Origin of the sequence: Glaciimonas sp. PAMC28666 (genome assembly GCF_016917355.1) — a bacterium.
Lineage (GTDB): Bacteria > Pseudomonadota > Gammaproteobacteria > Burkholderiales > Burkholderiaceae_D > Glaciimonas.
In genome coordinates, this window is sequence record NZ_CP070304.1 from 260,527 (window position 1) to 286,533 (window position 26,007).

At 51.8% G+C, this 26,007-nt stretch carries 21 protein-coding genes; 11 read left to right on the forward strand and 10 right to left on the reverse strand.

Going from position 1 to position 26,007, the window contains the following annotated elements; all coding sequences use genetic code 11:
* Positions 1–349 precede the first annotated feature (349 nt).
* The 3 genes from JQN73_RS01130 (at position 350) to JQN73_RS01140 (ending at position 4,876) form a co-directional block, all read left to right on the forward strand.
* Complete coding sequence (locus tag JQN73_RS01130) at positions 350–1,657, forward strand: MFS transporter (RefSeq protein ID WP_205321277.1); 1,308 nt, start codon at positions 350–352, stop codon at positions 1,655–1,657.
* A gap of 175 nt (positions 1,658–1,832) precedes the next feature.
* Positions 1,833–3,260 (forward strand): aldehyde dehydrogenase family protein, encoded by a 1,428-nt coding sequence (locus JQN73_RS01135; protein ID WP_240162379.1) that lies wholly within the window; start codon positions 1,833–1,835, stop codon positions 3,258–3,260.
* Positions 3,261–3,367: 107 nt separating this feature from the next.
* The gene (locus JQN73_RS01140; protein WP_205321278.1) at positions 3,368–4,876 is read left to right on the forward strand and encodes an AMP-binding protein; all 1,509 of its coding nucleotides are present in this window, start codon (positions 3,368–3,370) and stop codon (positions 4,874–4,876) included.
* An 89-nt stretch (positions 4,877–4,965) separates the two neighbouring features.
* On the opposite strand, the gene JQN73_RS01145 is transcribed toward JQN73_RS01140, so the two are convergent.
* The 4 genes from JQN73_RS01145 to JQN73_RS01160 all read right to left on the reverse strand — a co-directional run bounded on the left by JQN73_RS01145 (position 4,966) and on the right by JQN73_RS01160 (position 9,926).
* On the reverse strand, positions 4,966–6,279 hold the full coding sequence (locus JQN73_RS01145) for a D-amino acid dehydrogenase (RefSeq protein WP_205321279.1): 1,314 nt from the start codon (positions 6,277–6,279) through the stop codon (positions 4,966–4,968).
* Positions 6,280–6,326: 47 nt separating this feature from the next.
* Positions 6,327–8,066 carry a cobalt chelatase gene (locus JQN73_RS01150; RefSeq protein WP_240162380.1) on the reverse strand — a complete coding sequence of 580 codons (1,740 nt, stop codon included), beginning with the start codon at positions 8,064–8,066 and terminating at the stop codon, positions 6,327–6,329.
* A complete protein-coding gene (locus tag JQN73_RS01155; RefSeq protein ID WP_205323103.1) occupies positions 8,063–9,013 on the reverse strand; it encodes an AAA family ATPase in 951 nt (316 codons plus the stop codon). Before JQN73_RS01155 ends, JQN73_RS01150 begins: the two co-directional genes overlap by 4 nt.
* A 67-nt stretch (positions 9,014–9,080) precedes the next feature.
* Positions 9,081–9,926: an IclR family transcriptional regulator gene (locus JQN73_RS01160; protein WP_205321280.1), complete on the reverse strand. Its 846-nt coding sequence runs from the start codon at positions 9,924–9,926 to the stop codon at positions 9,081–9,083.
* A gap of 474 nt (positions 9,927–10,400) precedes the next feature.
* On the opposite strand from JQN73_RS01160, the gene tauA reads away from it, so the two are divergent.
* The 3 genes from tauA to JQN73_RS01175 all read left to right on the forward strand — a co-directional run bounded on the left by tauA (position 10,401) and on the right by JQN73_RS01175 (position 13,315).
* Complete coding sequence (gene tauA, locus JQN73_RS01165) at positions 10,401–11,432, forward strand: taurine ABC transporter substrate-binding protein (protein WP_205321281.1); 1,032 nt, start codon at positions 10,401–10,403, stop codon at positions 11,430–11,432.
* 118 nt (positions 11,433–11,550) lie between these two features.
* Positions 11,551–12,366, forward strand: coding sequence for a taurine ABC transporter ATP-binding protein (locus JQN73_RS01170; protein WP_205321282.1), 816 nt, complete (start codon positions 11,551–11,553; stop codon positions 12,364–12,366).
* A 133-nt stretch (positions 12,367–12,499) separates the two neighbouring features.
* On the forward strand, positions 12,500–13,315 hold the full coding sequence (locus JQN73_RS01175; RefSeq protein ID WP_205321283.1) for an ABC transporter permease subunit: 816 nt from the start codon (positions 12,500–12,502) through the stop codon (positions 13,313–13,315).
* A 276-nt stretch (positions 13,316–13,591) separates the two neighbouring features.
* On the opposite strand, the gene JQN73_RS01180 is transcribed toward JQN73_RS01175, so the two are convergent.
* From JQN73_RS01180 to JQN73_RS01195, 4 genes are all read right to left on the reverse strand, one after another.
* Complete coding sequence (locus JQN73_RS01180) at positions 13,592–14,401, reverse strand: thiazole synthase (RefSeq protein ID WP_205321284.1); 810 nt, start codon at positions 14,399–14,401, stop codon at positions 13,592–13,594.
* 109 nt (positions 14,402–14,510) lie between these two features.
* The gene (locus JQN73_RS01185) at positions 14,511–15,173 is read right to left on the reverse strand and encodes a c-type cytochrome (protein ID WP_205321285.1); all 663 of its coding nucleotides are present in this window, start codon (positions 15,171–15,173) and stop codon (positions 14,511–14,513) included.
* A 10-nt stretch (positions 15,174–15,183) separates the two neighbouring features.
* Positions 15,184–16,404 carry a molybdopterin-dependent oxidoreductase gene (locus JQN73_RS01190; protein WP_205323104.1) on the reverse strand — a complete coding sequence of 407 codons (1,221 nt, stop codon included), beginning with the start codon at positions 16,402–16,404 and terminating at the stop codon, positions 15,184–15,186.
* Positions 16,405–16,601: 197 nt separating this feature from the next.
* On the reverse strand, positions 16,602–17,618 hold the full coding sequence (locus tag JQN73_RS01195; RefSeq protein WP_205321286.1) for a YeiH family protein: 1,017 nt from the start codon (positions 17,616–17,618) through the stop codon (positions 16,602–16,604).
* A gap of 113 nt (positions 17,619–17,731) precedes the next feature.
* Here JQN73_RS01195 and JQN73_RS01200 point away from each other — a divergent pair, with 113 nt between their 5' ends.
* Both JQN73_RS01200 and JQN73_RS01205 read left to right on the forward strand, forming a co-directional pair.
* A complete protein-coding gene (locus JQN73_RS01200) occupies positions 17,732–18,619 on the forward strand; it encodes a LysR family transcriptional regulator (protein WP_205321287.1) in 888 nt (295 codons plus the stop codon).
* A gap of 201 nt (positions 18,620–18,820) precedes the next feature.
* Positions 18,821–19,699: an NAD(P)-dependent oxidoreductase gene (locus tag JQN73_RS01205; protein WP_205321288.1), complete on the forward strand. Its 879-nt coding sequence runs from the start codon at positions 18,821–18,823 to the stop codon at positions 19,697–19,699.
* 85 nt (positions 19,700–19,784) lie between these two features.
* Here the strand turns inward: JQN73_RS01205 and JQN73_RS01210 are convergent, their stop codons facing one another.
* The gene (locus JQN73_RS01210) at positions 19,785–20,705 is read right to left on the reverse strand and encodes a LysR family transcriptional regulator (protein ID WP_205321289.1); all 921 of its coding nucleotides are present in this window, start codon (positions 20,703–20,705) and stop codon (positions 19,785–19,787) included.
* A gap of 457 nt (positions 20,706–21,162) precedes the next feature.
* Here JQN73_RS01210 and JQN73_RS01215 point away from each other — a divergent pair, with 457 nt between their 5' ends.
* From JQN73_RS01215 to JQN73_RS01225, 3 genes are all read left to right on the forward strand, one after another.
* Entirely contained in the window at positions 21,163–21,582 is a 420-nt protein-coding gene (locus tag JQN73_RS01215; RefSeq protein ID WP_205321290.1) for a nuclear transport factor 2 family protein, read from the forward strand.
* Between the two features lie 49 nt (positions 21,583–21,631).
* Positions 21,632–23,053 (forward strand): FAD-binding oxidoreductase, encoded by a 1,422-nt coding sequence (locus tag JQN73_RS01220; RefSeq protein ID WP_240162381.1) that lies wholly within the window; start codon positions 21,632–21,634, stop codon positions 23,051–23,053.
* A 120-nt stretch (positions 23,054–23,173) separates the two neighbouring features.
* Positions 23,174–24,601, forward strand: coding sequence for an amino acid permease (locus JQN73_RS01225; RefSeq protein ID WP_205321292.1), 1,428 nt, complete (start codon positions 23,174–23,176; stop codon positions 24,599–24,601).
* Positions 24,602–24,721: 120 nt separating this feature from the next.
* Here the strand turns inward: JQN73_RS01225 and pta are convergent, their stop codons facing one another.
* Complete coding sequence (gene pta, locus JQN73_RS01230; RefSeq protein ID WP_205321293.1) at positions 24,722–25,729, reverse strand: phosphate acetyltransferase; 1,008 nt, start codon at positions 25,727–25,729, stop codon at positions 24,722–24,724.
* Between the last annotated feature and the right edge of the window lie 278 nt (positions 25,730–26,007).

Here is a 26,007-nt window from a genome sequence, read left to right on the forward strand (position 1 = left end):
GGTAGGCATTGTATTGCGCAATATCGGCGCAAATTCGGCGCAAGTTCTACGTAAGGGATGCAAGTTAAACGCGAAGGCGCTCGGTCTCCGCAAAAAAATAAAACGGCATCCTGCCCTATCGATAACTAGCAACTACTGGCGACTTCCCCATCGATAATTTTTTGAGGGGGCGGCAGACACAGAAGTAAAACAGAAACAAAACAGAAACCTCAAATGAATAGGCGGCGGTAATTCCGGCCGGGACCTAGGGGCGAACTATCGCCAAATGCTTTGCATGGAAAGGATAAAGAAAGACACCGTTTCAGGCTGTACAAAAAATGATTACCACTTACAACGATAAGGCGGAGACATGAAAAAAAAATTAAAGGTAAGGCATCTGATACTGGGCCTTATGTGCTTGATGTATTTCATTTCCTACATAGACCGGGTCAATATTTCGATTATTGCGCCGGTGCTGAAACAGGAAATGGGCCTTACGCCCACTGAATTAGGATTAGTTTTCTCCGCTTTCGCCTACCCTTACGCCGCCATGCAAATCCTGGGCGGTTGGTTTGCCGACAAATACGGCCCGCGACTGGTGTTAGGCATACTCAGCATCATTTGGGCCATAGCGACAATTCTTTGCGGCTTTTCCTGGGGACTTTGGTCATTAATCATGTTTCGGATGCTGTTAGGGGTCGGAGAAGGCGGTGCATTTCCCGCAGCGACACGCTCCTTCACTTTTTGGATGCCCGCGACCGAGCGCGGCTTTGCCCAAGGCATTACACATAGCTTTTCGCGTTTAGGCGGCGCCATCACACCACCTCTCGTTTTACTCATTGTTGTTCAGTACGGATGGCGCGAATCCTTCATTATTCTCGGCATCATTAGTCTGATATGGACTTGTTTTTTCGTTTGGCTTTATCGGAATACACCGATAGAACACAAATGGATCACATCTGCAGAACTGACGGAAATTGGCGTCAGTTCAGCCGACGCAAAGGAGGTTTCAAAAGGTAAAACCCCTTGGAAAGAAATGCTAAAACGAATGTGGTTAGTCACCTTCGTGGATTTTTGCTATGGCTGGTCACTTTGGGTGTTCCTGACCTGGCTACCTTCCTACCTCAAAGATGCGCGCGGCTTTGACATGAAGCAGCTGGCCTTATTTACCGCACTGCCGTTAATGGCTGGCGTGGTTGGTGACACCTTGGGCGGCGTTCTTTCCGACTATATCTATAAAAAAACCGGCAACCTTAAACTGGCACGACGCTCCCTGCTGGTAGTCGGGTTGGGCGGTGCATTAATATTTATCCTCCCGGCAATCTATACCGATACAGCATTAACAGCTGTCGCGCTTCTGGCCTTATCGTTTTTCTTCCTTGAATTAACTAATGCGGTCCTGTGGAGTCTGCCTATCGATATCGCTGGAAAGTATGCAGGTACTGCTGGCGGCATGATGAATACAGGGTTCGGGATAGCCGGAATGATTTCGCCTGCGGTGTTCGGTTTCCTGGTTCAAACGACGGGAAGTTATGAGGTGCCGTTCCTGATTTCAGCAGGATTGCTGGGAGTTGCAGCAGTCTGCTCCCTGTGGATTGATCCAACCAACAAACTCAGGGATGAACCGATCGAAGAACCGTCATTCAATGCAATGGGGAACGTGCCGATCTTCAGATAAGGGACCATGGACGACGCGCCAGGGATAAAGACCGAATAGGTGTTTGGAGCTTCCAGATGCTCTGCCGACATCATTGAAACTGCCCTCCATCACGGCGTGAGAGGGTAAAAAATAACACTTGGGAAAGTAAAAATGACCAAGCCGTATGAATAATAATTTAAGGATGGAAAGCAAAATGACAGTTGAAAATTCCGTAAAATCTATTCCGGCTTTCGAAGTAAAGATCGTCTCCGACCTACTGAAAAAAGCGCGCGCGGCACAGCGCGACTATGAACATTATTCCCAGCAGCAAGTAGATGAGGTGGTGACTGCAGCAGGATGGGCCATCATGGATCCGGCGCACAATCGCACCTTGGCTGAGATGGCAGTTCGCGATACGGGGCTGGGCAATGTTAATGACAAGATATTGAAAAACCATCGCAAGACGCTCGGCCTGCTGCGGGATCTGAAAAATGCTAAAACAGTCGGCATCATCGCAGAGTATCCGGAGCTAGGTTTAGTTGAAATTGCGCGCCCGGTCGGCGTCGTGGCGGCAATCACACCCTCTACCAATCCGGCAGCCACGCCCGCCAACAAGGTGATCAATGCCCTCAAGGGACGCAATGCCGTCATCATAGCCCCATCGCCCAAGGGATTAAGTACCTGCATTGCCCTGGTTGCCTATATCCATGCCGAATTGAAAAAAATCGGCGCACCGCTGGACCTGGTTCAAACCCTGCCTGCCCCGATTACCAAAGATGCGACGCAAGAATTGATGCGCCAGGCCGACCTCGTGGTCGCGACCGGCTCGCAAAATAATATCCGTGCGGCGTATGCCAGCGGAACCCCTGCGTTCGGCGTGGGGGCGGGAAATGTCGCCTCGATCATTGATAGTTCGGCCAATCTGTGCGATGCAGCAAAAAAAATAAGCAGCTCGAAAATATTCGATAACGCGACCAGTTGCTCCTCCGAAAACAGCGTGGTGATTCTTGACGCTGTGTATGCATCGGCTATCGCAGAACTGACCGAAGCAGGCGGCATACTTTTAGATGGAGAAGAAAAGAATCAGTTGCAAAAAATCATGTGGCCACGAGGAAAACTGGATGCCGCCGTCACCGCACAGGCCGCGCCCAAGATCGCGTCACTGGCTGGATTAAAGACATCGCGGTTTTCGGAGGCCACATTTTTAATGGTCGAAGAAATCGGTACCGGTTCTGACTACCCCTATTCGGGCGAAAAGCTAGCTCCGGTGCTGACGGTCTATCGCGCGCGCGACTTTGATCACGCTTGCCAGATAGTCAATGCGTTGTATGCCTATCAAGGTGCCGGACATTCGGTAGGCATCCATACCGCTGACGATGAACATGTGCTGCGGTTAGGAAACGAACTGCCGGTTTGCCGCGTCATCGTTAATCAGGCCCATTGTTTTGCAACCGGTGGCAGCTTTGAAAATGGTTTGCCGTTTTCGCTTTCAATGGGCTGCGGAACCTGGGGCGGAAATAATTTTTCCGGCAATATGCATTACCAACATTACCTCAACATTACTCGGATCGTTCGTAGCATTCCGGAGAACATGCCATCTGAAGAAGATATTTTTGGCACTTATTTGCGCAAATATAGTTAGTTACTGTCCCGGCATTTTTCTGTTGACGAGAACACCGCGCACATTAATCTTATCGATTAGTTTGTCCGGTTTTTCGCCTGATATCACTGACTTTAGGAATTCATATTATGCTGCGCACGATTCGTGAGTACGTCGATTTTCAGGCCGCGAATGCGCCTGACTCTCTCTATTTGATCGCGCCGGAACCGAACCTGCGCATGACCTTCGGCGGTCTACAGAAGGCATCGCGCGCACTGGCACGCTATCTCGTTGAACGCGGGATTCAGCCGGGAGAAAAAGTGGCACTGTTGATGCAAAACGGGTACCAGACGTGTCGCTTGTTCATCGGCGCTATGTATGGTGGATTTTGTGTTACCCCCCTTAATTTGCTGGCGCAGGCATCGCAGCTTGAATACGTTCTCAACCACAGCGATGCCTCGATTGTTTTTGTAGCGCCTGATCAGCTGGGACGTCTGAATACTGCGCTCAGTGGCATAGCACGGGAAATCCAAATCGTCGTGTGTGATATTGATGCAGAGGAATTCATTACAGCGTCCGATAAAGCTGAGGAGATGCCAGCTGTCGGTGAAGAGGATGATGCCTTGATGATGTACACATCCGGCACCACAGGCACGCCGAAAGGGGTTGTGTTGACCAACCGGTCTGTCATATCTGGAGGACAGTTCGTTTCCGCCGCGCACGAGTTAGGGCCAAATGACCGTGTCATGGCTTCACTTCCGCTTTACCATATTAACGCTCAGATCGTTACCGCGACTTCGCCATTGGTGCATGGCGGCAGTCTGGTTTTGCCGCACCGTTTCGGGGTTTCGCAGTTCTGGAGCCTGGTGGCGCACTATGAATGCAGCTGGATCAATCTGGTTCCGACTATGGTCTCCTATCTTCTACAAGGACCCGATTTATCGAAACAGGATCCGGATATCAGCCGTGTCCGCTTCTGTCGCTCGGCTTCCGCTCCGTTACCACCCGACCTGCATCGTGCCTTTGAAGAGAAATTCAACATTGGCATCATTGAGACTATGGGTTTAACCGAGACGGCGGCGCCGTGTTTCACCAATCCGCTTGATTCAGCGCTCCGTAAGATCGGCAGTGCGGGACGTGCTTTCGGCAACGAGGCCAAAATTGTTAACGCTGAGGGCGATCAGCTTCCAAGCGGCGCAACGGGCGAAATCATGGTGCGTGGGCCGAATGTGATGCATGGCTATTACAAAAATCCAGAGGAGACAGTTAAAACCCTGACGACCGAAGGCTGGCTGCACACCGGCGACCTCGGCTATCTGGACGAGGACGCCTTTGTTTTCGTCACTGGTCGGATTAAGGAGCTGATCATCAAAGGCGGTGAGAACATTGCACCACGAGAGATCGATGAAGCGCTCCTTAAACATCCAGCGGTACTGGAGGCTGCAGCCGTCGGCATTCCGGATCAGCACTACGGTCAGGAGATTATGGTGTGCGTCGTATTGAGAGCGGGTGAACAATGTTCAGAAGATGAGCTCAGAATATTTTGCCTGAACGAGCTTGGTGCCTACAAGACGCCCAAGCACATTCGCTTTCAGGACGCGTTGCCGAAAGGGCCATCAGGAAAAGTGCAGCGACTTAAGTTGCTCCAACCGGCATAAAAAACTTCGGACAATATCCTCGTTTTGTTAATGCGCAATTTCCATTAAAAACACTCGTCCGCGCGGCTTCGTTGGATGCTGCAAAAAAACTACCCTGTCAGTTCCGGCGAACCTATTTGCATCGGTTCCCGGTGCGGCATGCCGAGAAAGGCAAAATCCAGGTCGGGTTGGCGGCCGCAAATGATATCCGCAATCGCCCTTCCCGAGCCGCAGCCCATGGTCCAGCCTAGCGTGCCATGACCGGTATTAAGAAACAGGTTGGGTATTTTTGATCTGCCGATGTACGGAACATTGGAGGGCGTCAGCGGGCGTAGTCCAGCCCAATATGTTGGATGATCGTAGTCACAGGCGCCGGGAAACAAAGACCGGACGCGCTGCGTGATAGCATCGCAGCGCGCAGGGTTCAGCGCGCGATTGTAACCGTTTAACTCGCAGGTTCCTGCGACGCGCAGGCGATCTCCTAGCCGTGAGAGGACCAGTTTGTGGCTATCATCCGTCAACGATACTGTTGGTGCTGCGTCTGGATTAAGGACGTGATAGGTGGCTGAATAACCTTTACCGGGATAAATCATCAGGTTGATCCCCAGCGGCTTCAACAGAGGTGCCGAAAAGCTGCCCAGTGCCACCACGAAAGCGTCAGCCTGCACGGTCTCATGATGACCGCTGGCAGCGATCACTTCGATTTTTTTGATCTGCTGATGCGCGCCGCTTCCTTCGGCAAGCAGGCGCGTCACGGTCGTATTGAAGCGGAATTGCACACCACGCTCTGCTGCTTTTGCCGCTAGTGCGCAAGTAAATTTATAGATATCACCGGATTCGTCGGTGGCGGTGAAGTCACCGCCAACCATTTGGTTACGTAATCCGGCCAACGCTGGTTCCAGCCGAATGATTTCATCGACGCTGACGGTGTTGCGCGGACAACCCAGTTCGCGCATCAGAGTAGCGGCAGCCAGCGATTTGTCGAATTCTTTCTGGTCGGTATAAAAGTGCAAGATACCCCGTGTGAGCGCATCGTAATCCATCCCAATTTCGGCCCGTACCGTTTGTAACGTCTTGCGACTATATTCGGCAATCGCGACTATCTGGCGAATATTGTGATCAATCCGATGGGGCATGCATTCGCGCAGAAATTGCACGCACCACTTCCACTGCAACAGCTCGGGACGGAGCCGAAACAACAACGGTGCGTCTTCTTTGCCGAGCCATTTGATGACCTTGAGCAAGGTATGCGGATTCGCCCACGGTTGCGCATGCGATACCGAAATCTGGCAACCATTGGCAAAACTGGTCTCTTGCGCAGGACCTGGCTGGCGATCAATGACTGTGACGTCATGGCCCGCTTTATTAAGAAACCAGGCTGACGCCACACCTGCAATACCAGCACCTAAGACAATGACTTTCATGTTAAATCCGTTTTTTATTGGTCATGTTATTTGCGCAATATCATTCGTCAAGTTCTGCGCTGTACGCGGCCACCAATTAGCTGCGCCACGGCAAGGAGCGACGCATTATCAATACGCTGCTGCAGATCAATTGCCAGGCTATGCTTGTAATAGGGGCTTAGATCAAGGCCCACACCTAACCCGCAGATATCAAGCTTGCCAAGCTGCTCCTGGCGAGCAACGACTTGTTTGAGATGATTGCACAGATAGAAATCGTCGTTGGCCAGATTGGTGGCGCTATCCATGGGGCTTCCGTCTGAGATAACCATCAGAATACGTCTTTCTTCGTTGCGCAGTTGGAGACGGTTGCATGCCCATTCCACGGCTTCGCCATCGATCCCTTCACGGTATAGGTCAGCTTTCAGCAGTGCTGTAATATCGGGCCGTGCCCGACGCCATGATGTGTCGGCATCTTTATAGACCATATGTTGCAATTCGTTGAGGCGCCCCGGATGCGCCGGAGACCTGGCACGGACCCAATCCCGATGCGCCCTGCCACCATTCCATGCGCGGGTAGTAAATCCCAGCACTTCGCTGGCGACCCCAATTTTCTCCAATGCTCGCACCAACACATCAATCATGACAGTAAGCGATTCTGCGTGAGTTTTCATTGACCCAGAGCAATCAATCAGAAAACTGACTACGCAATGTGTATCCGGCTTGAATTGTTCCTGCCGAAACAAGCGGCGTTCGGAAGGTGAGCTGATTAACTGTGCCAGTCGTCGGCCATCGATATAGCCATCCTCTTCTCCGAATGACCAGTTGTCACGCTGGGGAAAGGCCAGCAATGCTCTTAAAGAGCGCGCCAATCGCGGGACGTTAATATTTAATTCGGAAATGCGCCGATCAATTTTTTCGCGATACTCACCAAGTAATTCTTTCCGCACCAGAGAACCAGCTTCAACTTGCGTGTCGTAGGCTGTCGTGAACCTGCTGTAACCATGCTCTGCATCATCCAATACCTTGCTAATGCCGCTGGCGGCGACGGCAATGGTGTCAGCTTCATCGTTGTCGAAGTTAAGCAAAAGCCTGAGTGCGTTCGCGCTCCGATCTTCTTTGCCATCGGCACTTATGTCATCATCCGACGCTTCGCTATCGCTACGCAGCATTTCGCCCACGATCTCGGCAATGGCGCAGGCATGCAGCGCGAAAGCGGCTTGGTTGCCGCACTCTTGACGCATGCCAAGCAAATGGATGCCCAATAGCGGCGCTATGGCAGCACGTGTGCTCTCGATGATTCCTTCCGTTTTTTCCAGCACCGGTTGCCCCGTCAGCCGCGACCAGCACACTTGAAACACGGTATATAGCAGAATACCTGTTGAACTCTCGGCCAGACCGGCGAGATAGAAGGCCGTTGACCATTCTTCAAACCGGTGATGCAGATTCCTTCGCATGCCCGGCATGGTTTCAGGCACCATCGTTTCCGCGCGCAGCTGTTCCAGCAATTCAAAAATGAGGCGTTCGACCGGTTGGATGGGACAGTATTGCTGATGGATGAGCAGGTCGGTATGTTGCAGACCCAAAGCGATACTATCCGCCACTCCCCGAAAGGAGCGAAAATCATCGCACAATGGATTTAACGAATCTGTTTGCAGGTGTGCGGCATGGATTGGGAGATAACGCTGTCCCTTGCGCAGACGACCAGCCTGCGTATGCACGTCTCCCTCCCCGCTCACAGAGCGAATGACGGCGACACACAATTCGTCAATCTGCTGTTGCTGCCGCGTCCGATGCTGGGCCGTGTTCACACTGCGTTTTTGATCTGGTGCAGATGCGATTCGATCAGTTCCTGATCGAAGCAGCGTTGGAAATATTCAGCGACAATGGCGCGTTCCGCTTCTTCACATTTATTGAGAAATGAAAGACGAAACGCTAACGCTGTGTCGGAAAATATCTGGCAGTTTTCTGCCCAGGTAATCACTGTGCGCGGCGACATGAGGCAGGATAGATCACCCACCGCAAATCCCTTGCGCGTCAGTTCTGCGACCGCCACCATCGCGGCGACCAGTTTGGTGCCTTTCTCGTTAGCGTAAGCAGGCACGCGGGCCTGGACGATGGCGATCTCCTCATTTGGCGGCAGGTAATTTAACGACGCGACAATATTCCAGCGATCAATCTGAGCATGGTTTAAGGCCTGGGTACCGTGATACAAGCCGTTAAGATTACCGAGGCCAATCGTATTTGATGTGGCAAAAAGACGGAACGAAGGATGCGAATGAATGACGCGATTTTGATCCAGCAGGGTGAATTTTCCGTCGCGCTCAAGGATGCGCTGAATCACAAACATGACGTCTGGTCGTCCTGCATCGTATTCATCAAATATCAACGCCATCGGACGCTGTAGAGCCCACGGCACGATGCCTTCCTGAAATTCGGTGATCTGTTTTCCATCACGCAAGACAATGGTGTCTTTGCCCACCAGATCCAGACGGCTGATGTGACCGTCCAAATTGACACGAATACAAGGCCAGTTGAGGCGCGCTGCAACCTGTTCGATATGGGTGGACTTGCCAGTGCCGTGCAAGCCTTGTACCATCACGCGCCGATTCCAGGTAAAGCCGGCCAATATCGCTAGCGTCACGTCGGCGTTAAAGCGATACGCATCGTCGATGTCCGGCACATGGGTGTCGCGCTCGCTAAATGCAGGCACCTTGAGATCGGAGTCAATTCCGAATAATGTGCGTACTGACACCATTTGGTCGGCGTTGGCGAGAAAGTGCGCCTGGTGTTTTGCTTGAGATGGTGCGGTCACGACTGTTTCCTTATTTTACGATGGTTGCGCTGCTTCCGCTGGTTCCGACACTTAGTACTGACGCTGTCTCGGATTCGATCGCGGCCAGCGCTTTGGCGGCACGCTGCAACGCTGGGAGGAAATGCAATGCCTTTTCATGTGTCAACCGCATGATCGGCGCTTGAATCGCCACCGCCAGATTGGAGCGCCCTTCGGTGGTGGGAACCAATACTGCGACACATAGCAATCCCGGCAGGAACTCTTCGTTATCGATGGCATAACCATTGCGTCGCACTGTCTCAAGCTCTTGCTCAAGCTTGACGGGATCGGTTTCGGTATTGTTGGTGTATTTAATCATGGGCATATGCGCCAGCAAGCGTCGCCGTTGCATTGGCGTCATTTGGGCCAAAAACAACTTTCCGGTGGAGGAGCAATGCGCGGGGACCCGCGATCCCGGATGTAAGTAAAAGCGCAATGGCGCAACAGTTTCCATGCGATCCAGATAAACAACCTCGCTGCCAGTAAAGGCTGTGAGGTTGCAGCTTTCGCCCACTTCTTCCATCAATTGGCGCAGCACGTTATGCCGCGCGCCGTGGTAGGTATTATTGATCAACAAATTCGACGCCAGTTTGCGCAGTCGAACGCCGGTGCTGTAATGGCGACCATCGCCTTCCCTTTGCAGCACGCCCACGCCTTCAAGTTGTTGCAGCATGCGGTGCACGGTCGGCTTGGGCAGACCGGTTTCTTCGACCATGTCCTGAAGCGAGAAAGGTTGATCCTTCTCGGCAATCACTTCCAGCAATGCGAACAAGCGCATCGTTGGCGTATCGCCATCTATTTTCTCTTGCTCCGGCTTTTCTACGGAATTGATATTCATATGGCTACATTATAGATTTATTCTGATTTAAGAAACAAAACGTCTCGATATTTGCAATAAATAGTTTGACGAGTGCATTTTTACGTTTTACATTACTACAAATATAAAAAAATTGGAACAATTTGTACGACTTTCCAATAAATTACTTAAGGAGATGGATTTTGATGACATTCAAGTCTTCGATATTACTTTCACCAAGCCAATAACACGTCGCAGTTTCGCAGATGGTTCCGTGCGCGGCCCGGGGCGACTATCCAGCCATTTTTCCCTGTGATGCCAAAAGCACAATAAGAGACACAGCAGCAAAAAATCAACCCTACCTTATCAGGAGTCAGAAACCTAAAAAAACCAACCGAATTACGCTAAAAAATGATTAAACCGTACCCCTTGAGCCCACTCAAGCGACGCGAACATCCCTTAAATTCAAACTTACAGCACGAAAGTGCATTTGTATAACAACTGGATGGAGACAGCATGAAAAACACACTAAAAAAAATTAAACACCTGTTATGCGGCGGGATCGCCATGGCATTGGTCGCTACTTCCTGCGGCGCATTAGCGCAGCAAAAAGAAGTCACGATCGCCTACCAACAAATCAACGGACCATTTTTGGAAGTAGTCGCCAGCGGCGCTATTGAAAAAGCGACCGGCTACAAGATTGACTGGCGCAAATTTGATTCGGGCGCAAAGGTGGCGACTGCCATGGCGTCGGGCGATGTACAAATAGGCGTGATCGGCTCCAGCCCGCTCACCGCTGCCGTTAGTCGTGGCGTCGACGTGCAACTGTTCTGGATTCAGGACGACATCAATCAGGCCGAGGCCATGGTTGCGCGGAATGGTTCCGGGATTAATACCCCTGCCGATTTAAAGGGTAAAAAAATTGGCGTACCGTTTGCTTCGACCACGCATTTTCACACCATGTTTGCGCTCGAACTGTGGGGTATCAAGCCCACTGAAGTACAACTGTTGAATATGCAGCCCAATCAGATCGCCGCAGCCTGGGAGCGCGGTGATATCGACGCTGCTTATGTGTGGGACCCGGCGCTCAGCAAAATCAAACAAACCGGCAAGGTGTTAGTGACTTCCGGAGAGTTGAGCAAAAAGGGTAAGGCAACTTTTGACGGCATGGCGGTGGACCGTAAATGGGGCGAGGCGAACGCGGACTTTATGGCCAAGTTTGTAAAAATTGCAGCGGCGGCAGATGCGGCCTACCGCAGCAATCCAAAAAGCTGGACCATTGATTCGAAAGAGGTGAAGGCCAACGTCAAGCTTTCTGGCGCTGAAGCGAAGGATGTGGCCGCATCGGTTGCTTTGTACGCGTATCCCGGCATTCAGGAACAGGCGTCACCAACCTGGTTGGGCGGCGGTGCCAATGGTGGGGTGGCCAAAGCGCTGTTGGCAACCGCAGTATTTTTGAAGGGCGAAGGAAAGATTGATGCGCTCGGCAAAGACTACAGCCAATACGTGACTTCCCGATATGCGAATGCCGCGATGCAGTTGAAGTGAGCTGACTCGGCTGCACTGAGCTTACGTCATCTATCGCCAGTGCCTTTGTATGCATCTACCCGCTGAACAAAGGGTAGATGTAGAGGACTATCAAAAGCGCACCGTACAAGGAATGAAAATGGAAAATTTACGCGTTAAAGACGTCAGCGTCATCTACCCCGGCAAAACTGCCGGTGAGAGAACGCACGCATTAGACAATATTAATCTGGATATAAACTGTGGCGATTTCGTCGTCGCGCTGGGCGCTTCGGGCTGCGGCAAGACAACGCTGTTGAGCTTGCTGGCAGGATTTATTTCCCCCTCTAAAGGCGAAATTCTACTCGGTGACCGCAAAATTAACGGTCCCGGTTCGGATCGCGGCGTCGTGTTTCAAAAGCACGCCCTTCTGCCATGGCTGAACGTTATCGAAAACGCCGAGTTCGGTCTCAAGCTCCAGGGTGTAAAAAAACAGGAGCGCCGTGAGATTGCGGCCAAAAATCTGGCGCTGGTTGGCTTGCAGGATTTTCACGAACGGATGATTTACCAACTTTCTGGAGGTATGCAGCAACGTGTCGGTATCGCCCGTGCGTTAACCTGTGGCCCAGCGATGTTGCTAATGGATGAACCGATGGCAGCGCTGGACGCCTTGACCCGGGAGACGATACAAGAGCTGTTACTGGATATCTGGAAAAAAACCCAAACCATGTTTTTTTTCATTACACATAGCGTTGATGAAGCCTTGTTTCTGGCCAATCGCCTGATTGTCATGTCGCCGCGCCCGGGGCGCATTACCCATAGCTATGACCTGGATTTTAACCAGCGCTTCCTTGAATGCCGTGATGCAAGAGCAGTTAAATCCAGTCCGGATTTCATTAAAATGCGAGAAACCGTTCTGAATATCATTTACGGCGACGAGCGCGCCGCAGCAAGGTCGGAGGTGCCCGCACATGCATGATCTTAATGTGACGTCAGTGTCACCCTTCCCTTCCAACACCAAAGCAGTTTCCGGGGGACCCATCATGAAAGCACCAGAAAGCGAAAGAAACACAAGGAGCCGACCAGCAAGAAAGGAAGGGCTGTTGTCTCGCATGTTTCCACATAAACCGGCAAAACCGGGAGAGGCTTTTGGCGCGCCCGGCCAGGGAAGCTCACGCACAATTGGCACGGTGACCGTGATCACCCTGTTCTTGCTTTGGTACGCGATCACCGCTACCGGTCTGGTCAAGCCGTTATTCCTCCCATCGCCCAAGGCAGTCTGGGACAAATTTATCCTGGTGTCTACCGTGGGTTTTGCGGGATCAACATTGCTTCAGCACACGCTAACCAGTCTGGCACGCGTGTTCGGGGCTTTTTCTCTCGCCTGTTTGTTTGCGATTCCGATCGGCATCATGATGGGCGTGAGCCGGGTTGCCCGTGGCTTGTTCGATCCACCGATTGAATTCTATCGGCCATTGCCACCGTTGGCGTATTTGCCGCTGGTGATCATCTGGTTCGGGATCGGTGAGTTCTCCAAGGTTTATCTGATTTTTCTGGCGATTTTTGCACCACTGGCTATCGCTGCCCGCTCCGGGGTGCGGTCGGTCTCGATTGAGCAGATACACGCGGCGTATTCGATGGGTGCTTCACGGGTTCAAGTCATCGTTCATGTGATTCTGAAAGCGGCTATCCCTGAAATTTTTACCGGGATGCGGATCGGTATCGGCGTCGGCTGGACGACTTTGGTCGCAGGCGAGATGGTCGCCTCAACCCGAGGACTCGGTTTCATGGTGCTGAGTGCTTCGGAGTTTTTGGCAAGCGACGTCGCGATCATGGGGATTATCGTCATCGGTTTCTTCGCCTTCATTTTTGATCTGCTGATGCGCTATCTTGAGCGCATTATTGTTCCCTGGAAGGGTATGGTTTAGCGCCATAAGGAACCAGGGATCACTTTGAAGTTTAGGCTAGCGAGGTTATTTGAGACCGGTATCGGTCACAAATAACCTCTTTTTTATGGCGACCTGCGATTTGGCATTCTCCGACGCCATGGTGGTTATTCGAGCTTTGTGTTCGGATCGCCTGAAGTATCGGCAAGAAATTTTAATAAAAAAAACACGGCTTTAAACCGTGTTTTTTTGTCCTGCTTACTTTAGTTTCTCTTTAACTCTTTCAAGCATATTTCTGCAAGCAGAGCATCGGTACTGTCAGGAAATGCGCCCTGCCATCGGTGACGACGGCGACGCTGCAAAGCGTTTCGGTATCCGCCCAGCCAGATAGGCTTCACGCCCGGCCTGTACCGCGAGTCGCATGGCACGTGCCATGCCGATAGGATCGCGTGCACCGGCAATTGCTGTGTTCATCAATACCCCGTCGCACCCTAATTCCATCGCAATCGCCGCATCGGAGGCGGTGCCGACACCGGCATCGACCAGCACAGGAACGTTAGCCTGTTCAATGATCAGGGATAAATTCCATGGATTGAGGATACCCATGCCGGAACCGATTAATGAAGCCAGCGGCATAATGGCGACGCAACCGATTTGCTCCAACATCTTGGCCTGGATGGGATCGTCGCTGCAATAAACCATGACATCGAAACCGTCTCGCACCAATATTTCTGCAGCTTTCAGGGTTTCCGGCATGTTCGGGAACAGATTTTTTTCATCACCCAACACTTCCAGTTTGACCAGCTTGTGACCGTTCAGCAATTCACGCGCGAGTTGCAAGGTGTAGACCGCATCCTCTGCGTTATAACAGCCGCCGGTGTTCGGTAAAATCGTAAATTCTGATGGCGGTACCGCGTCCAGCAAACTGGGCGCATGCTCGTCCTGACCAATGTTTACCCGCCGGATCGTCACAGTGACGATCCCGGTGCCGCTGGCATCGACCGCGGCGCGGGTCTCTGCAAAGTCACGGTATTTGCCGGTCCCGACCAAGAGGCGCGACCTGTAGCGGACGCCTGCGATGGTCAACCTGTCGTCTATCGCTTGCCCTTGTTGCTGATATGCATTCATTAAAATTTCTTTCAAAAAACCTCATTTGCGATGGCTGAAGCTGCCGCCATTCGGTCAGCTCCAGAGACCGAATTAAGCGGTGTTAGATTAGTTAGCGCGGCGATTAATATTATTTTTGTTTCAAAACAAAATCCGCCAGAGACCGTAACTCGTCCGGCGATAGCGCTGCGTATGACGGCATCGGTACCGCGCCCCAACGCCCGCTGCCGCCACTTCTGATGTTTGCCATCACTTTACTCACGGCGTCTTTATCAGAGGCATACTTGAGTGCGACATCGCGGTAAGCCGGACCTACGACCTTCTTTTCAATGGCATGGCAACTCAGGCACGCGTTATTTTGCAAGAGCACATTGACGTCCTGCACCTTGCCTGAAGCGGGTGGCACAGGTGTCACCGCGGCTACAGGTAAAGCAGCGGCGCTTTGTGTTGGCGGGGGACTGGTTCTGGCAACGCTATAGGTATTGACCAGATAGTCGGTAATCAGCGCCACATCAGCATCAGCCACGGGAGCGTTAAACACCATTTTCATCCGCTTAACCTGCGTTTCCCAATAGCTGCGCGGGGTGCTGGTCGGTTGATATTCTGCGTAGTGGGCCGAGTGACAAATCATGCAAGCCTGCAGCACTTTTTGATAGCCCGGCAGAGGCGACTCCCGCCACGCAATGGTCTCCGGCGGCAGGGTAATCTCTTTGGCCGAAGCGGACGCAGAAAAGCCAATAACAGGGATGGATAGGACGAGCAGGCTCAAGGAGAAGACAGAAAGTTTTTTCATGGAATGCCTCTTAAATCGCGCGAACTTTAACTGACTCAACAACGTTCCGCATGTAGCCTGTCGGTTGCCAGAGTGCCACCATGGGTTGCGTTTCGCCAAGGCGGTTGAAAGCGCGGACCCGTAAATCCAGCATGCCTTTTTTAGTGGGTTTGATGGATATTGCCCATTCACGGAAAGAGTAGCGGCCGAGATCTTTGCCCAGATGCGCCTCCCGCCAGGTTTGGCCACCATCTTCGGAGAAGGCAATTTCCCGGATGCCTTCTCCGGAATCGAAGGCGATTCCCTTGACCACGGTTTCGCGCCCTACCTTCACCGTGGTATCGGACGTATGACTGGTAATGAATGAACGGATGTTGAAGCGATTGATCGGCGTTGTCTTGATCGGCGCGGTTCCGGGCTCTACGCAGCGGCAGGTATTATCCGGTATCCGATACGCCGATCTCATCCAATAGCCATCATAAACACTGTCGATGACGGTGATGTCGGAAAGATGCTTGACCCAATATGTTCCATAATATCCAGGCACGATTAACCGCACCGGGTAACCGTTCAACATTGGTAAATCCTTGCCATTCATTTGGTATGCCAGCATCACTTCGCCGTCAATCGCGTGATCAATATCGAGCGCCTTGATGAAATCTGCGCTGCTCTCGAGCACTGGATGATCAAGCCCGTTAAAGGTGACCTGACGCGCGCCCGCAGCGATACCGGCCATGTTTAAAATATCTTTTAGCGCAACACCGACCCATCTTGCATTGCCCATTGCACCGTTTGCCAACTGACCGCCATTTGCCCTCGGTGCAAAAAAACCGCGGCTATTTCCTGAACATTGATTCACAGCAACATATTCCAAGGGCGTAAATTTGGTGCGCAAATCCTGCAGCGAAAGTTCTAATGCAGTATTGGTTTTTCCGCCAATCCGGATGCGGTAGGTTTCAGGATCAACCGAGGTGGGAATGCCTGCCATATGGTAGCGCACAAAAAATGCATCGTTGGGCGTAATGGCACCTTCATTAAACACAGCCCAGGGCGTTTCAAGTTGCGGTGGACGGGACGTGAGGACGATTAGTGGACGTTTTTCCGGATAGGCGATCAGATCGCGGTCGCCATTGGCGAAGGGCAATGTAACGCTTTCGACTGCAGCAGCCAGTCCGGGCACCAGCGCCGTGCTGGCCGCGTAAAGACCCGCTTTCATGATTTGACGCCGCGATGCTTTGAATCGATGGTCCATCATTGTCGCTCCTTTGTAATTATTATAAAAATGAACGTTCGCTATCGTTTTCTATATCGTGTAATGCGTCCATCCCGCTCAGCGATGCGCGCCTCCCGAGCGATGCGCCTTTATCGGATTATGAGCCATTTTCTGTCAGCTCCACGCACCTTATTTACCCGCTTGATCGGCTCGTCCGGCACATGCATTTCAGCGCATCAGGCGATTCCTAATAGTTTGATTAAACCGAGGCTGGCAACCGACAAAACCAACAAGGATAAAACCACCACTATGGTGACGCGCCCTCCGGCCTTCAACACCGAACGGGCATCAACACCGAGGCCGAGTGCGGCCATCGACATAATGGTCAGGAAATTGGCAGAAAAATGCGCAGGCTGGATGGCAAATTGCGGAATGAAATTGAATGAACGCAGCGCCATCAATGCGAGGAAACCAATAATAAACCAAGGCACCATCTGTGAAATCGGGGTGCGGTAGGCGCTATCCTTGCGCCCCATTAAAGACAAGACCAACACGACCGGCCCCAGCATCAACACCCGAACCAACTTCACCAACGTACCGATTTGCGCACTGGTTTGCGACACCGCCGCGGTGGCGGCCAATACCTGTGGCACGGCGTAGACGGTCATCCCGGCAAAAATGCCGTACTGCATCATCGACAGTGAAAGCACCGGCACTAAAAACGGCAGTATTAACACCACCATGACACCGAATACGGCGGTGAAAGCGATCGAAGCTGCGACATCTTTGCTGTTAGCGTCAATCACCGGTGCCACTGCGGCAATCGCGGAGTTGCCGCAAATGGAATTACCGCAGGCGATCAGGATCGCCATTTTTGACGGCAGGCCAGCCATACGACCAATGCTGTAGCTGCCCAAAATGACCATCAACACCACCACCGCAATTCCGCCAATGAGATCCGGACCTTTTTCTAAAATGGCGCTGGCGCTAATCGATGCACCAAGTAAAACGACCGCAATCTCCAGCACTGTCTTAGCGCCGAAACGGATGCCGGCCTCGAAGCGCTCATCCAGTTTGTGAAAGGTCCGCACAATGCTGCCTATCAGAATCGCCAGGACCAGGCTTTCAAGCCAGGCACGACCGAACAAATGCTCTTCTAACGCTTCCAGTGCAAAAGCGACGGCTGTTACGAGGCCGCATAAAGCTAATCCAGGAACGATTGCTGCAGCTGATCTTATTGTAATTTTAGACATTTACCCGGCCCTTTTTTTTAGAACTTGACTCCATGCATCAATTATCGGGTGGACAAATAGTTCAGTCTATCTTATAGTTTTTCATAATTCGTTAACCAAAATCGAACAATAAAATGACTCTGGAACAACTCCGTATTTTTGTTGAGGTGGCCGAACGCCAGCATCTGACGCAAGCAGCAAACGCCCTTTCTCTGACGCCTTCGGCGGTGAGTTCCGCCATTCGGGTGCTAGAAAATCGTTACGGCATACCGCTCTTCAACCGAGTGGGTAGGCGCATCGAGACCAGCGAGGCGGGACGAATTTTTTTGACGGAGGCGCGCTCGACGCTGGCTAGCGCTCGGGCCGCGGAACTGACGTTATCGGAACTGGGCGGACTTCAGCGCGGCGCGTTAAGCATTCAAGCCAGTCAGACCATTGCCAGCTATTGGCTGCCTGAATTGCTGGTGCGCTTTCACCAAAAATATCCCCAGATAGAACTCAGCCTGACCATCGGAAATACGCAACAGGTAGCGCAAGCTGTAGTCGACGGAGCGGCTGATCTGGGATTTATCGAAGGCACCATCGACGAGTCGGCGTTGGTGGTAGAGACCGTTGACGATGACCGCATTGTCGCCGTGGTGGGGCCGAACCATCCATGGGCAAATGGGCAGAAACTAACCCCCGCGGATTTGCGCACTGGCAAATGGATCCTGCGTGAACAAGGCTCCGGAACCCGCTCTGCATTAGAAGAAATGCTTAAGGCAATCGACGTCGATGTCAACACTCTGCAGATTGCGCTGACGCTGCCATCAAACGAAGCAGTCCGCTCGGCGGTGATGTCCGGTCCGTTTGTGACGGTCGTATCAGAACTGGTGGTGGCCTCGCATCTGCAGGCTGGCTTATTGTGTAAAGCGGACGTCGACCTGCCGCTACGCTCGTTTTATCTGTTACATCACAAAGCACGCTATAAGACCAAGGCTTCATTGGCGCTTCAGGAAATGATCCAGCGGCAGCAACGGTAGCAAGCGGGTTCAGTGGGTCTCGACTTTCGAAAATTGCTTGATAATGCGCATCATCCGGACCTTTTTAATGCACCTTTAGTTCTTTCGAGAAATTCATAACGGACATATATCGCAGGAAGGCGCATCAACAACCCGGCCGGTCAAAGTTGTGTGACAATTTCGAGCTAAATAACTCATCTACCACCATCAAAAGGCGTAAAAATGGCAAAAGTGACATTTATCGGTTTAGGCGTCATGGGCGCTCCGATGGCAGGACATCTCGCCACCCGCGGTCATGAAGTAACAGTTTTCAATCGTACTCAGTCGCGTGCCGAATTATGGGTGACGAAAAACAAGGGGCAGTTCGCCCCGACATTGGCCGCTGCTTGTAAGGATGCCGAATTTGTCTTTACCTGCGTGGGTAATGACAATGATCTGTATCAAATAACCTTGGGCGAAGAAGGTATCCTGGCCAACATGCAGCCCGGAACTATTTTAATTGACAACTCCACCTGCTCCGCTGACGCAGCCCGAAAGTTAAGCCAAGCGGCAAGTGCACTTGGCATTAGTTTTCTTGATGCGCCGGTTTCTGGCGGTCAGGCTGGTGCTGAAAATGGTGCATTGACGGTGATGGTCGGCGGCGATGAGGAAGCCTTCAAACGTGCAGAACCCGTCATTGCTTCATATGCACGTGCGGTGGTCTACATGGGTCCCGCAGGATCGGGCCAACTCACCAAGATGGTCAATCAAATCTGCATAGCCGGATTGGTTCAGGCACTAGCCGAAGGTCTGGCCTTTGCTGAGCGTGCAGGCTTGAACGGTGAGCGCGTGATCGATGCGATTTCCAAAGGAGCGGCACAATCCTGGCAGATGGAAAATAGAGGCAAAACGATGCTGGCATCCAAGTTCGACTTTGGCTTCGCCGTTGATCTGATGCGCAAGGATTTAGGAATTTGTTTCGATGAAGCAGAACGCAACGGCAGCCAGCTTCCGGTTACCCGCCTCGTGGATCAGTTTTATACAGAGGTTCAAAACCGCGGCGGCAATAGATTGGATACTTCCAGTCTGATGATGGTTGCGCGGGTTGAGGAAAAAAAATAATAAATCGGCATGTCGATACCCATCACGCTCAAAATCCTATCCATTTCGAACGTGATGTTTTTGCTCGGGCCTGCCTGACTTTCAGCTAGTTGGCCAGGCGCGCTGCGACAACTTCCGGCTCTTTACAAATAGCTTTAATCAATTCCGAAAATTCGATCACGATATCGCTGAGCAGCGATTCTTTTCTATAGACCAGGCCCGCCTGCATCACCGGCAGTTCTTCTTGCAGTGTCAGGGGCGTGAGTTTTCCTTTGAAACCGGACCATACCATTGCCGGTTCCGTGAGGACACAGACGTAATCTTCCTGTTCGGCCAGTTGTGAGTAAAGCACGGTTGACGAACAGCGAATAATTTTCTCCGGCATCGGCAAATCACTGTGACTAAAAATCTCTGAAAGCATGCTGCCGGGACTTTCCAACTTGTCCCATACAAGCCAGGTATGGGCGGATAAATCCGCTATCGAATGCACACCCGGCGGCAGACCGCCGTTCCGCATGCAAATAAGCAGCTTAATTGTGTACAACGTTTCCCAATGAAAGCGCGGTGAGCTGGGTACGCCTATGCGAGAAATAACCCCCAGATCGAGGGTTCCGTCGAGTAACCCTTCTGTGATTTGAGTCGGACGCATTTCATTGATATGAATATTGATGTCCCGATACCGCCGATTAAAAGCACTGATGGCTTTTGATATGGGCCCCAAGGCCACCACGGGCGTGACGCCAACAAAAACATTCCCTTTTTTCATTCCCGATAAACTGGCAATATCTTCTTTTGCGTGCCTGATTTCCTGATCAACAACGCGGGCGTGCTTCACCAATATTTGACCAAAGGGCGATAACTGCGTGCCCTGTGAGGAGCGCACCAGCAAACTCACTCCCAAATCCGTCTCAAGCTCTTGAATCGCCTTCGTCACCGCGGGCTGCGTGATATGCAAAGACTGGGCTGCCATGCTGAGGCTCCCGTGCGCTTCGATGGCAATCAGCACTTTCAATTGTTGTAGTTTCAAGCATGCCTCGAAAATCGGTTGAGAACTTTTTGAAAATTTCTTTATTTAGCGAATCATATTTACGCTAACTGCCATCATGGTCAACTTCAGAACAAGCCACCAAACCCGTTGGGAGATATTTCCCTCCTCCTGCAGCCTGGTCGCTCCGATGAAGCACGGTTTAAGTTCAGCATAGAACAATTTCATTTTACAATATAAATTGTATCGATAATTTGATAAATGAGTTGACATTCGATTTTACAGGTCTTAAAGTTCATTAAATTCAACATATCGGAACTTTTAGTACCAATTTATCTATATATTCGATATGCGAGCATAAATTGTTGCGATAAATCAGTCATCGTAAAAATGTCTCCGGTAAAAATTATTTGTACTCTAGAACTGATATTTGATGGCAAGCTTAGTCAATCACAGTCAGTTATCAGCGCCTTATTTTCAATTGGATTCGGGAAAAAACATGAACACACCAGCACAACAAACACGACCAGCAAAGCAGGAAGTATCGGAAGAATTTTTGATGGCTTTCGGCCAGGCGTGGAACTGTCACGATATCGACGCGCTGATGGCGTTTATGGACGAAGACTGCACCTTCCACGCGGCTGCAGGTCCTGAGTTACAAGGCAAGACTTTCTCGGGACGTGAAGCCGTCCGTGCCGGTTTCCAGCTTGCATGGCAAACCTTTCCGGATGCCGCATGGCTGGACGGGAACCATTTTGTTGCGGGCGATCGCGGCGTGTCCGAATCCACCTTCAGCGGCACCAAAGCGGATGGAACCCGGATTGAAGCCCGCATGGTCGATGTATTCACCTTCCGCAACGGTAAGATCGCCGTGAAGAATGCCTTCCGCAAGGACCGTCCACCCGTTGTCGTGGGCTGAGGCTATGTCATCCCAATTCATCCCATTTGGCCTTGACCAGAGAACTACCTTGGATACCGCCGCTGATACCGGCAGCAGCACTGCTCCCAAAAAGCCGTATGACCCGGCTTACGATCCGCTGAAGGCCAGTGGTCCCGGAGAAGGTCGTGAATATGCACCGACTTACTGGATCGGTACTGCAGGCGAGCCGCCTCCGGACGATGGTCCGATCACGCATGATATTGATGTCGACGTCGCCATCATCGGTTCTGGTTTTACAGGACTGACCTGTGCCATATTTTTGGCGCAGGAACATGGCATCAAGGCGACCGTGCTGGAAGCCAATCGGGTCAGTTGGGGTTGTAGTACCCGCAACGGCGGACAGGCCCAGTGCAACTCGGGACGCCTGAAGCGATCACAGTGGATCCAACGCTATGGCCTCGATACCGCGCTCAAGCTGCACGAAGAAATGTGCGACGCCATGGAAACGTTTAAAGGATTGATCAAAGACATCGATTGCGATCCGCAACCCGGCGGTCACTTATATATCGCGCATCGCGCAAAGGTGATGCCCGCATTAGAGAAAGAGGCCAAACTGCTGCGCGAAGTGTTTCATTATGATGCGCGTATTTTTGATGCTGATACGGTCAAACGGGAATATGTCGACGACAAAGAGGCGATGGGCGCCATGCATGAGCCGGAAGGAATTGGTATTCATGCTGGCAAACTCGCCTTCGGTTATCTCAAAAAAGCCCGCGCGCTAGGTGCGAAAGTGCATCCTTCTAGTCCAGTACTTGACTGGGAGACCCGCGATGGCGTCCATTATCTGAGAACGCCGGGTGGCATTGTGCGGGCGCGGGCGGTGGCAGTGGCCACAGGTGGGTACACGTCGCAAGGACTGCATCCACAATTGAAAAACCGTTTGCTGCCGATCCTGTCGAACTCGATTGTGACGCGACCTCTAACCGCGGCCGAGATTGCCGACTGTAATTTCCGCACCACGCAGGTACTCACGGATACGCGTATTCTCCGGCATTATTACCGTCTGATGCCCGACGGACGCGTCCAGTTAGGTAGCCGCAGTGCCATCACAGGGGCGGATGCACCGCAACAAAAATACAAAGATTTGCTGATCGGTGATCTGCATCGAAAATTTCCGGCTTTAACGGGAATCCAGATTGATTATTCCTGGTGGGGATGGGTCGATGTCAGCCATGACATGATGCCGCGCATTTTCCAGCCGAATCCAAAAGAAACCATCTATTACGCTATCGGCTACGGTGGAAATGGTGTGATGTATTCGGCCCAGGCTGGACGCCGTATGGCTGAACTGATCGCGGGCAAAAAAGCATCGTCGCTACCGATTTTTAACTCCGAACTCCCCTTCCCCAACGTCATGGAAAAGGTCGAGTCGCAAGCCTTTGCTCCGTTCCGCCGCTTTGGACAAAGCATTCTCTATCGCTGGTATCACCTGAAAGACGAAATCTTGTAAGTTCCCCGAAGTCGGGCTCGCCTGAGCCCGACTGGACTTAAAAAATATCACATTCAAGTTTAAAAACGAGCGGGTAAAAAACAAAAATATGCCCCTTTAATTATCGGAGACAAGACTGAAATGATTACCGAATTAGATGGTTGTACCGGTCTGCAGCACACACTAAAACAACGTCATATGACGATGATTGCATTGGGTGGCGTCATTGGGGCCGGGTTGTTCGTTGGGAGCGGCGTCGTCGCAAAATCTGCCGGCCCGGCCGTCATTCTGTCATTCCTTTTGACAGGCGGCCTGATTATTCTCATTATGCGAATGTTGGGCGAAATGGCGTCATCGCTGCCCACAGTAGGTTCCTTCTACGAATACGCCCGACTAGCGTTTGAAGACCGGCCTAAAATCTCCCAGTTTCTTGGATTCATGAGCGGCTGGATGTACTGGTACTTTTGGGTGGTGGTGGTAGCATTGGAAGCCATCGCAGGTGCGAAGCTGATCAATTTTTGGTTACCCGGTATTGCCCCATGGATCATCAGCCTGGTGCTACTGGTATCGATGACTTTACTGAATTTGATTTCCGTCAAATCATTTGGCGAATTTGAGTTCTGGTTTGCCTCCATCAAGGTTGTCGCGATCGTTATTTTTCTGACCTTGGGCGGTTTGTTCTTAACGGGAATATTGCACCACACACCCGCCAGTCTGGGACACTTTCTCAGCCACGGCGGGTTCATGCCAAATGGTTGGGGGCCAGTGCTCAGTGGTGCCGTTGCCGCGACCGCATTTTATTCTGGTGCGGAAATCGTTACCATCGCCGCCGCCGAGACTGCTGATCCCGCGAAGGCCGTTGCCCGTGCCACCAATTCAGTTATTTCCCGCGTGCTGTTGTTTTACGTTGGTTCCTTGTTTCTGGTCGTCTGCATCGTGCCGTGGAATTCCACTGAAATTGGAACGCCGTTTGTAAGTGCACTCGAAGGAATGGGCATTCCCTACGCCGCAGACATCATGAACGGCATTATTTTGACCGCCGTCTTATCGGCACTCAACTCCAGCCTGTACGCGTCGTCGCGCATGATTTTTGCATTGACGCGCCGTGGCGATGCGCCCACCGCATTAGTAAAATTGAGCAAGAACGGCGTGCCTGTCCGCGCCATCTTGTTTAGTACATTGTTTGCGTACGCTGCAATTGGCGTGTCATATATGTCTGCCGATGTTGTCTTCCCGTTTATCGTCAATTCGTATGGCACGTTTATTTTGTTCGTCTACCTGTTAATCGCCATCTCGCAACTACGTATCCGCGCGCGTTTGGAACGTGAACATCCAGAGCGTATTAAAGTGCGCATGTGGTGTTTCCCCTACCTGACTTATTTTGCGATTGTGGCGATGCTGGTGATTCTGGCCTCAATGGGATTCTCACACGATCCGGAACAACGCATGTCGCTGTGGTTCGGTCTGGTCAGTCTGGCGCTGCTGGTGGCCGCATACTTTTTGAAGCAATGGTTTGGTGAGGACAAAAATCCGCCTGCACCGATTGCTAGCATCATCAAACGCGCTTAAGTCACAAAATCTCTTAGAGCATAAAAAAGGCTGGTCAACCCAACAGGTTGACCAGCCTTTTTTTGGCTTCGAAGCTACAGCGTGGTGTTCGCCGGTGACCTTGGTTTCGTATTCGTTAGGTTATTGAGGCATCCCCGCTTGCGCCTGCACCACGGTGACTGCAATCACATTAAAAATGTCTTCACTACTGCAACCGCGTGAAAGGTCGTTCGCGGGTTTTTTCAAGCCCTGCAGTAACGGACCAATTGCGACGGCGCCACCTACCCGTTCCGCCATCTTGTAGCCGATGTTGCCAGCATCCAGATTCGGAAATATCAGGACGTTCGCCTTTCCGTTAACTTCTGAGCCGATCACTTTGCGTTGCGAAATTTCCGCTACCAGCGCCGCGTCGAGTTGCACGTCGCCGTCGATCGCCAATTCCGGCCGGAGGTCTTTGACGCGCCTGGCCGCCGTGGTGACCTTATCAACGGCGCTATGATGCGCGCTGCCACTGGTGGAAAACGATAACATGGCGATCCGTGGCTCCTCCATCAAAAGCTGACGCGCGCTATCGGCGGCGGCCATCGCAATTTCAGACAATTCTTCCGCAGTCGGATCGACCACCAAAGCGCAGTCGGAGAAAATTAAACCGCCTTTAAAAGAATGAAATGGCTCGCACAGCATCATCAGGAAGAAACTCGACACCAGCTTGAACTGCGGCCGAACACCGATGATCTGAATGGCGTTTCGCACCACGTCAGCCGTGTTATGCACTGCCCCTGCAACCGAACCATCCGCATAGCCAAGGCGCACCATTAAATTGGCGTAGCAAAGCGGGTCCAGCACCTTGGCCCGAGCTTGTTCGAGTGTCATGCCCTTTGCTTTTCGCAAGGCAAACAATGCCTGGGCAAACGCTTCGCTGTCGGCGGAATCCGCCGGGTCTACCAATGCAATCTGACTTAGGTCAATGCCTTCGGCGCTAGCCAGCGTCTTAATCCGCGCGAGATCACCGACGATAATCATTTTCGCGATGCCTTTCTCATGAGCGCGCACCGCTGCCTGCAGCACACGTGGGTCGTCGCCTTCGCAGAGCACAATTTTTTTGGGAGAAATACCCGCCTGTTCGATGATGCGGTGAAGTGCTTTCATACGGTGTTCTCCGAAATAAATGGGGAAAAAGTAGCGCAGAAGATCGACATGCTGTGGCGAAAATAAACGATAGTGTCTGGACAAAAAAAAGCCGGGCCTCTTAGTACAATCTGCACCCGGGCCCGGCAATCAATCTTCAACCTTCCAGGAAACGTTGGGAATCAACGTTACTCGTGATCATTACTCGTGATCATTACTCTTGATCATTACTAATGATCATCACTTGCTATCGTTATTGCGACTGCTTCTGCCATTGCTGCTACTGCTACTGTTTAAAT

Coding starts and splice junctions, on each gene's coding strand:
- JQN73_RS01130 (WP_205321277.1), top strand. CDS start 350: ATGAAAAAAAAATTAAAGGTAAGGCATCTGATACTGGGCCTTATGTGC.
- JQN73_RS01135 (WP_240162379.1), top strand. CDS start 1,833: ATGACAGTTGAAAATTCCGTAAAATCTATTCCGGCTTTCGAAGTAAAG.
- JQN73_RS01140 (WP_205321278.1), top strand. CDS start 3,368: ATGCTGCGCACGATTCGTGAGTACGTCGATTTTCAGGCCGCGAATGCG.
- JQN73_RS01145 (WP_205321279.1), bottom strand. CDS start 6,279: ATGAAAGTCATTGTCTTAGGTGCTGGTATTGCAGGTGTGGCGTCAGCC.
- JQN73_RS01155 (WP_205323103.1), bottom strand. CDS start 9,013: ATGGTGTCAGTACGCACATTATTCGGAATTGACTCCGATCTCAAGGTG.
- JQN73_RS01160 (WP_205321280.1), bottom strand. CDS start 9,926: ATGAATATCAATTCCGTAGAAAAGCCGGAGCAAGAGAAAATAGATGGC.
- tauA (WP_205321281.1), top strand. CDS start 10,401: ATGAAAAACACACTAAAAAAAATTAAACACCTGTTATGCGGCGGGATC.
- JQN73_RS01170 (WP_205321282.1), top strand. CDS start 11,551: ATGGAAAATTTACGCGTTAAAGACGTCAGCGTCATCTACCCCGGCAAA.
- JQN73_RS01175 (WP_205321283.1), top strand. CDS start 12,500: ATGTTTCCACATAAACCGGCAAAACCGGGAGAGGCTTTTGGCGCGCCC.
- JQN73_RS01180 (WP_205321284.1), bottom strand. CDS start 14,401: ATGAATGCATATCAGCAACAAGGGCAAGCGATAGACGACAGGTTGACC.
- JQN73_RS01185 (WP_205321285.1), bottom strand. CDS start 15,173: ATGAAAAAACTTTCTGTCTTCTCCTTGAGCCTGCTCGTCCTATCCATC.
- JQN73_RS01190 (WP_205323104.1), bottom strand. CDS start 16,404: ATGGACCATCGATTCAAAGCATCGCGGCGTCAAATCATGAAAGCGGGT.
- JQN73_RS01195 (WP_205321286.1), bottom strand. CDS start 17,618: ATGTCTAAAATTACAATAAGATCAGCTGCAGCAATCGTTCCTGGATTA.
- JQN73_RS01200 (WP_205321287.1), top strand. CDS start 17,732: ATGACTCTGGAACAACTCCGTATTTTTGTTGAGGTGGCCGAACGCCAG.
- JQN73_RS01205 (WP_205321288.1), top strand. CDS start 18,821: ATGGCAAAAGTGACATTTATCGGTTTAGGCGTCATGGGCGCTCCGATG.
- JQN73_RS01215 (WP_205321290.1), top strand. CDS start 21,163: ATGAACACACCAGCACAACAAACACGACCAGCAAAGCAGGAAGTATCG.
- JQN73_RS01225 (WP_205321292.1), top strand. CDS start 23,174: ATGATTACCGAATTAGATGGTTGTACCGGTCTGCAGCACACACTAAAA.
- pta (WP_205321293.1), bottom strand. CDS start 25,729: ATGAAAGCACTTCACCGCATCATCGAACAGGCGGGTATTTCTCCCAAA.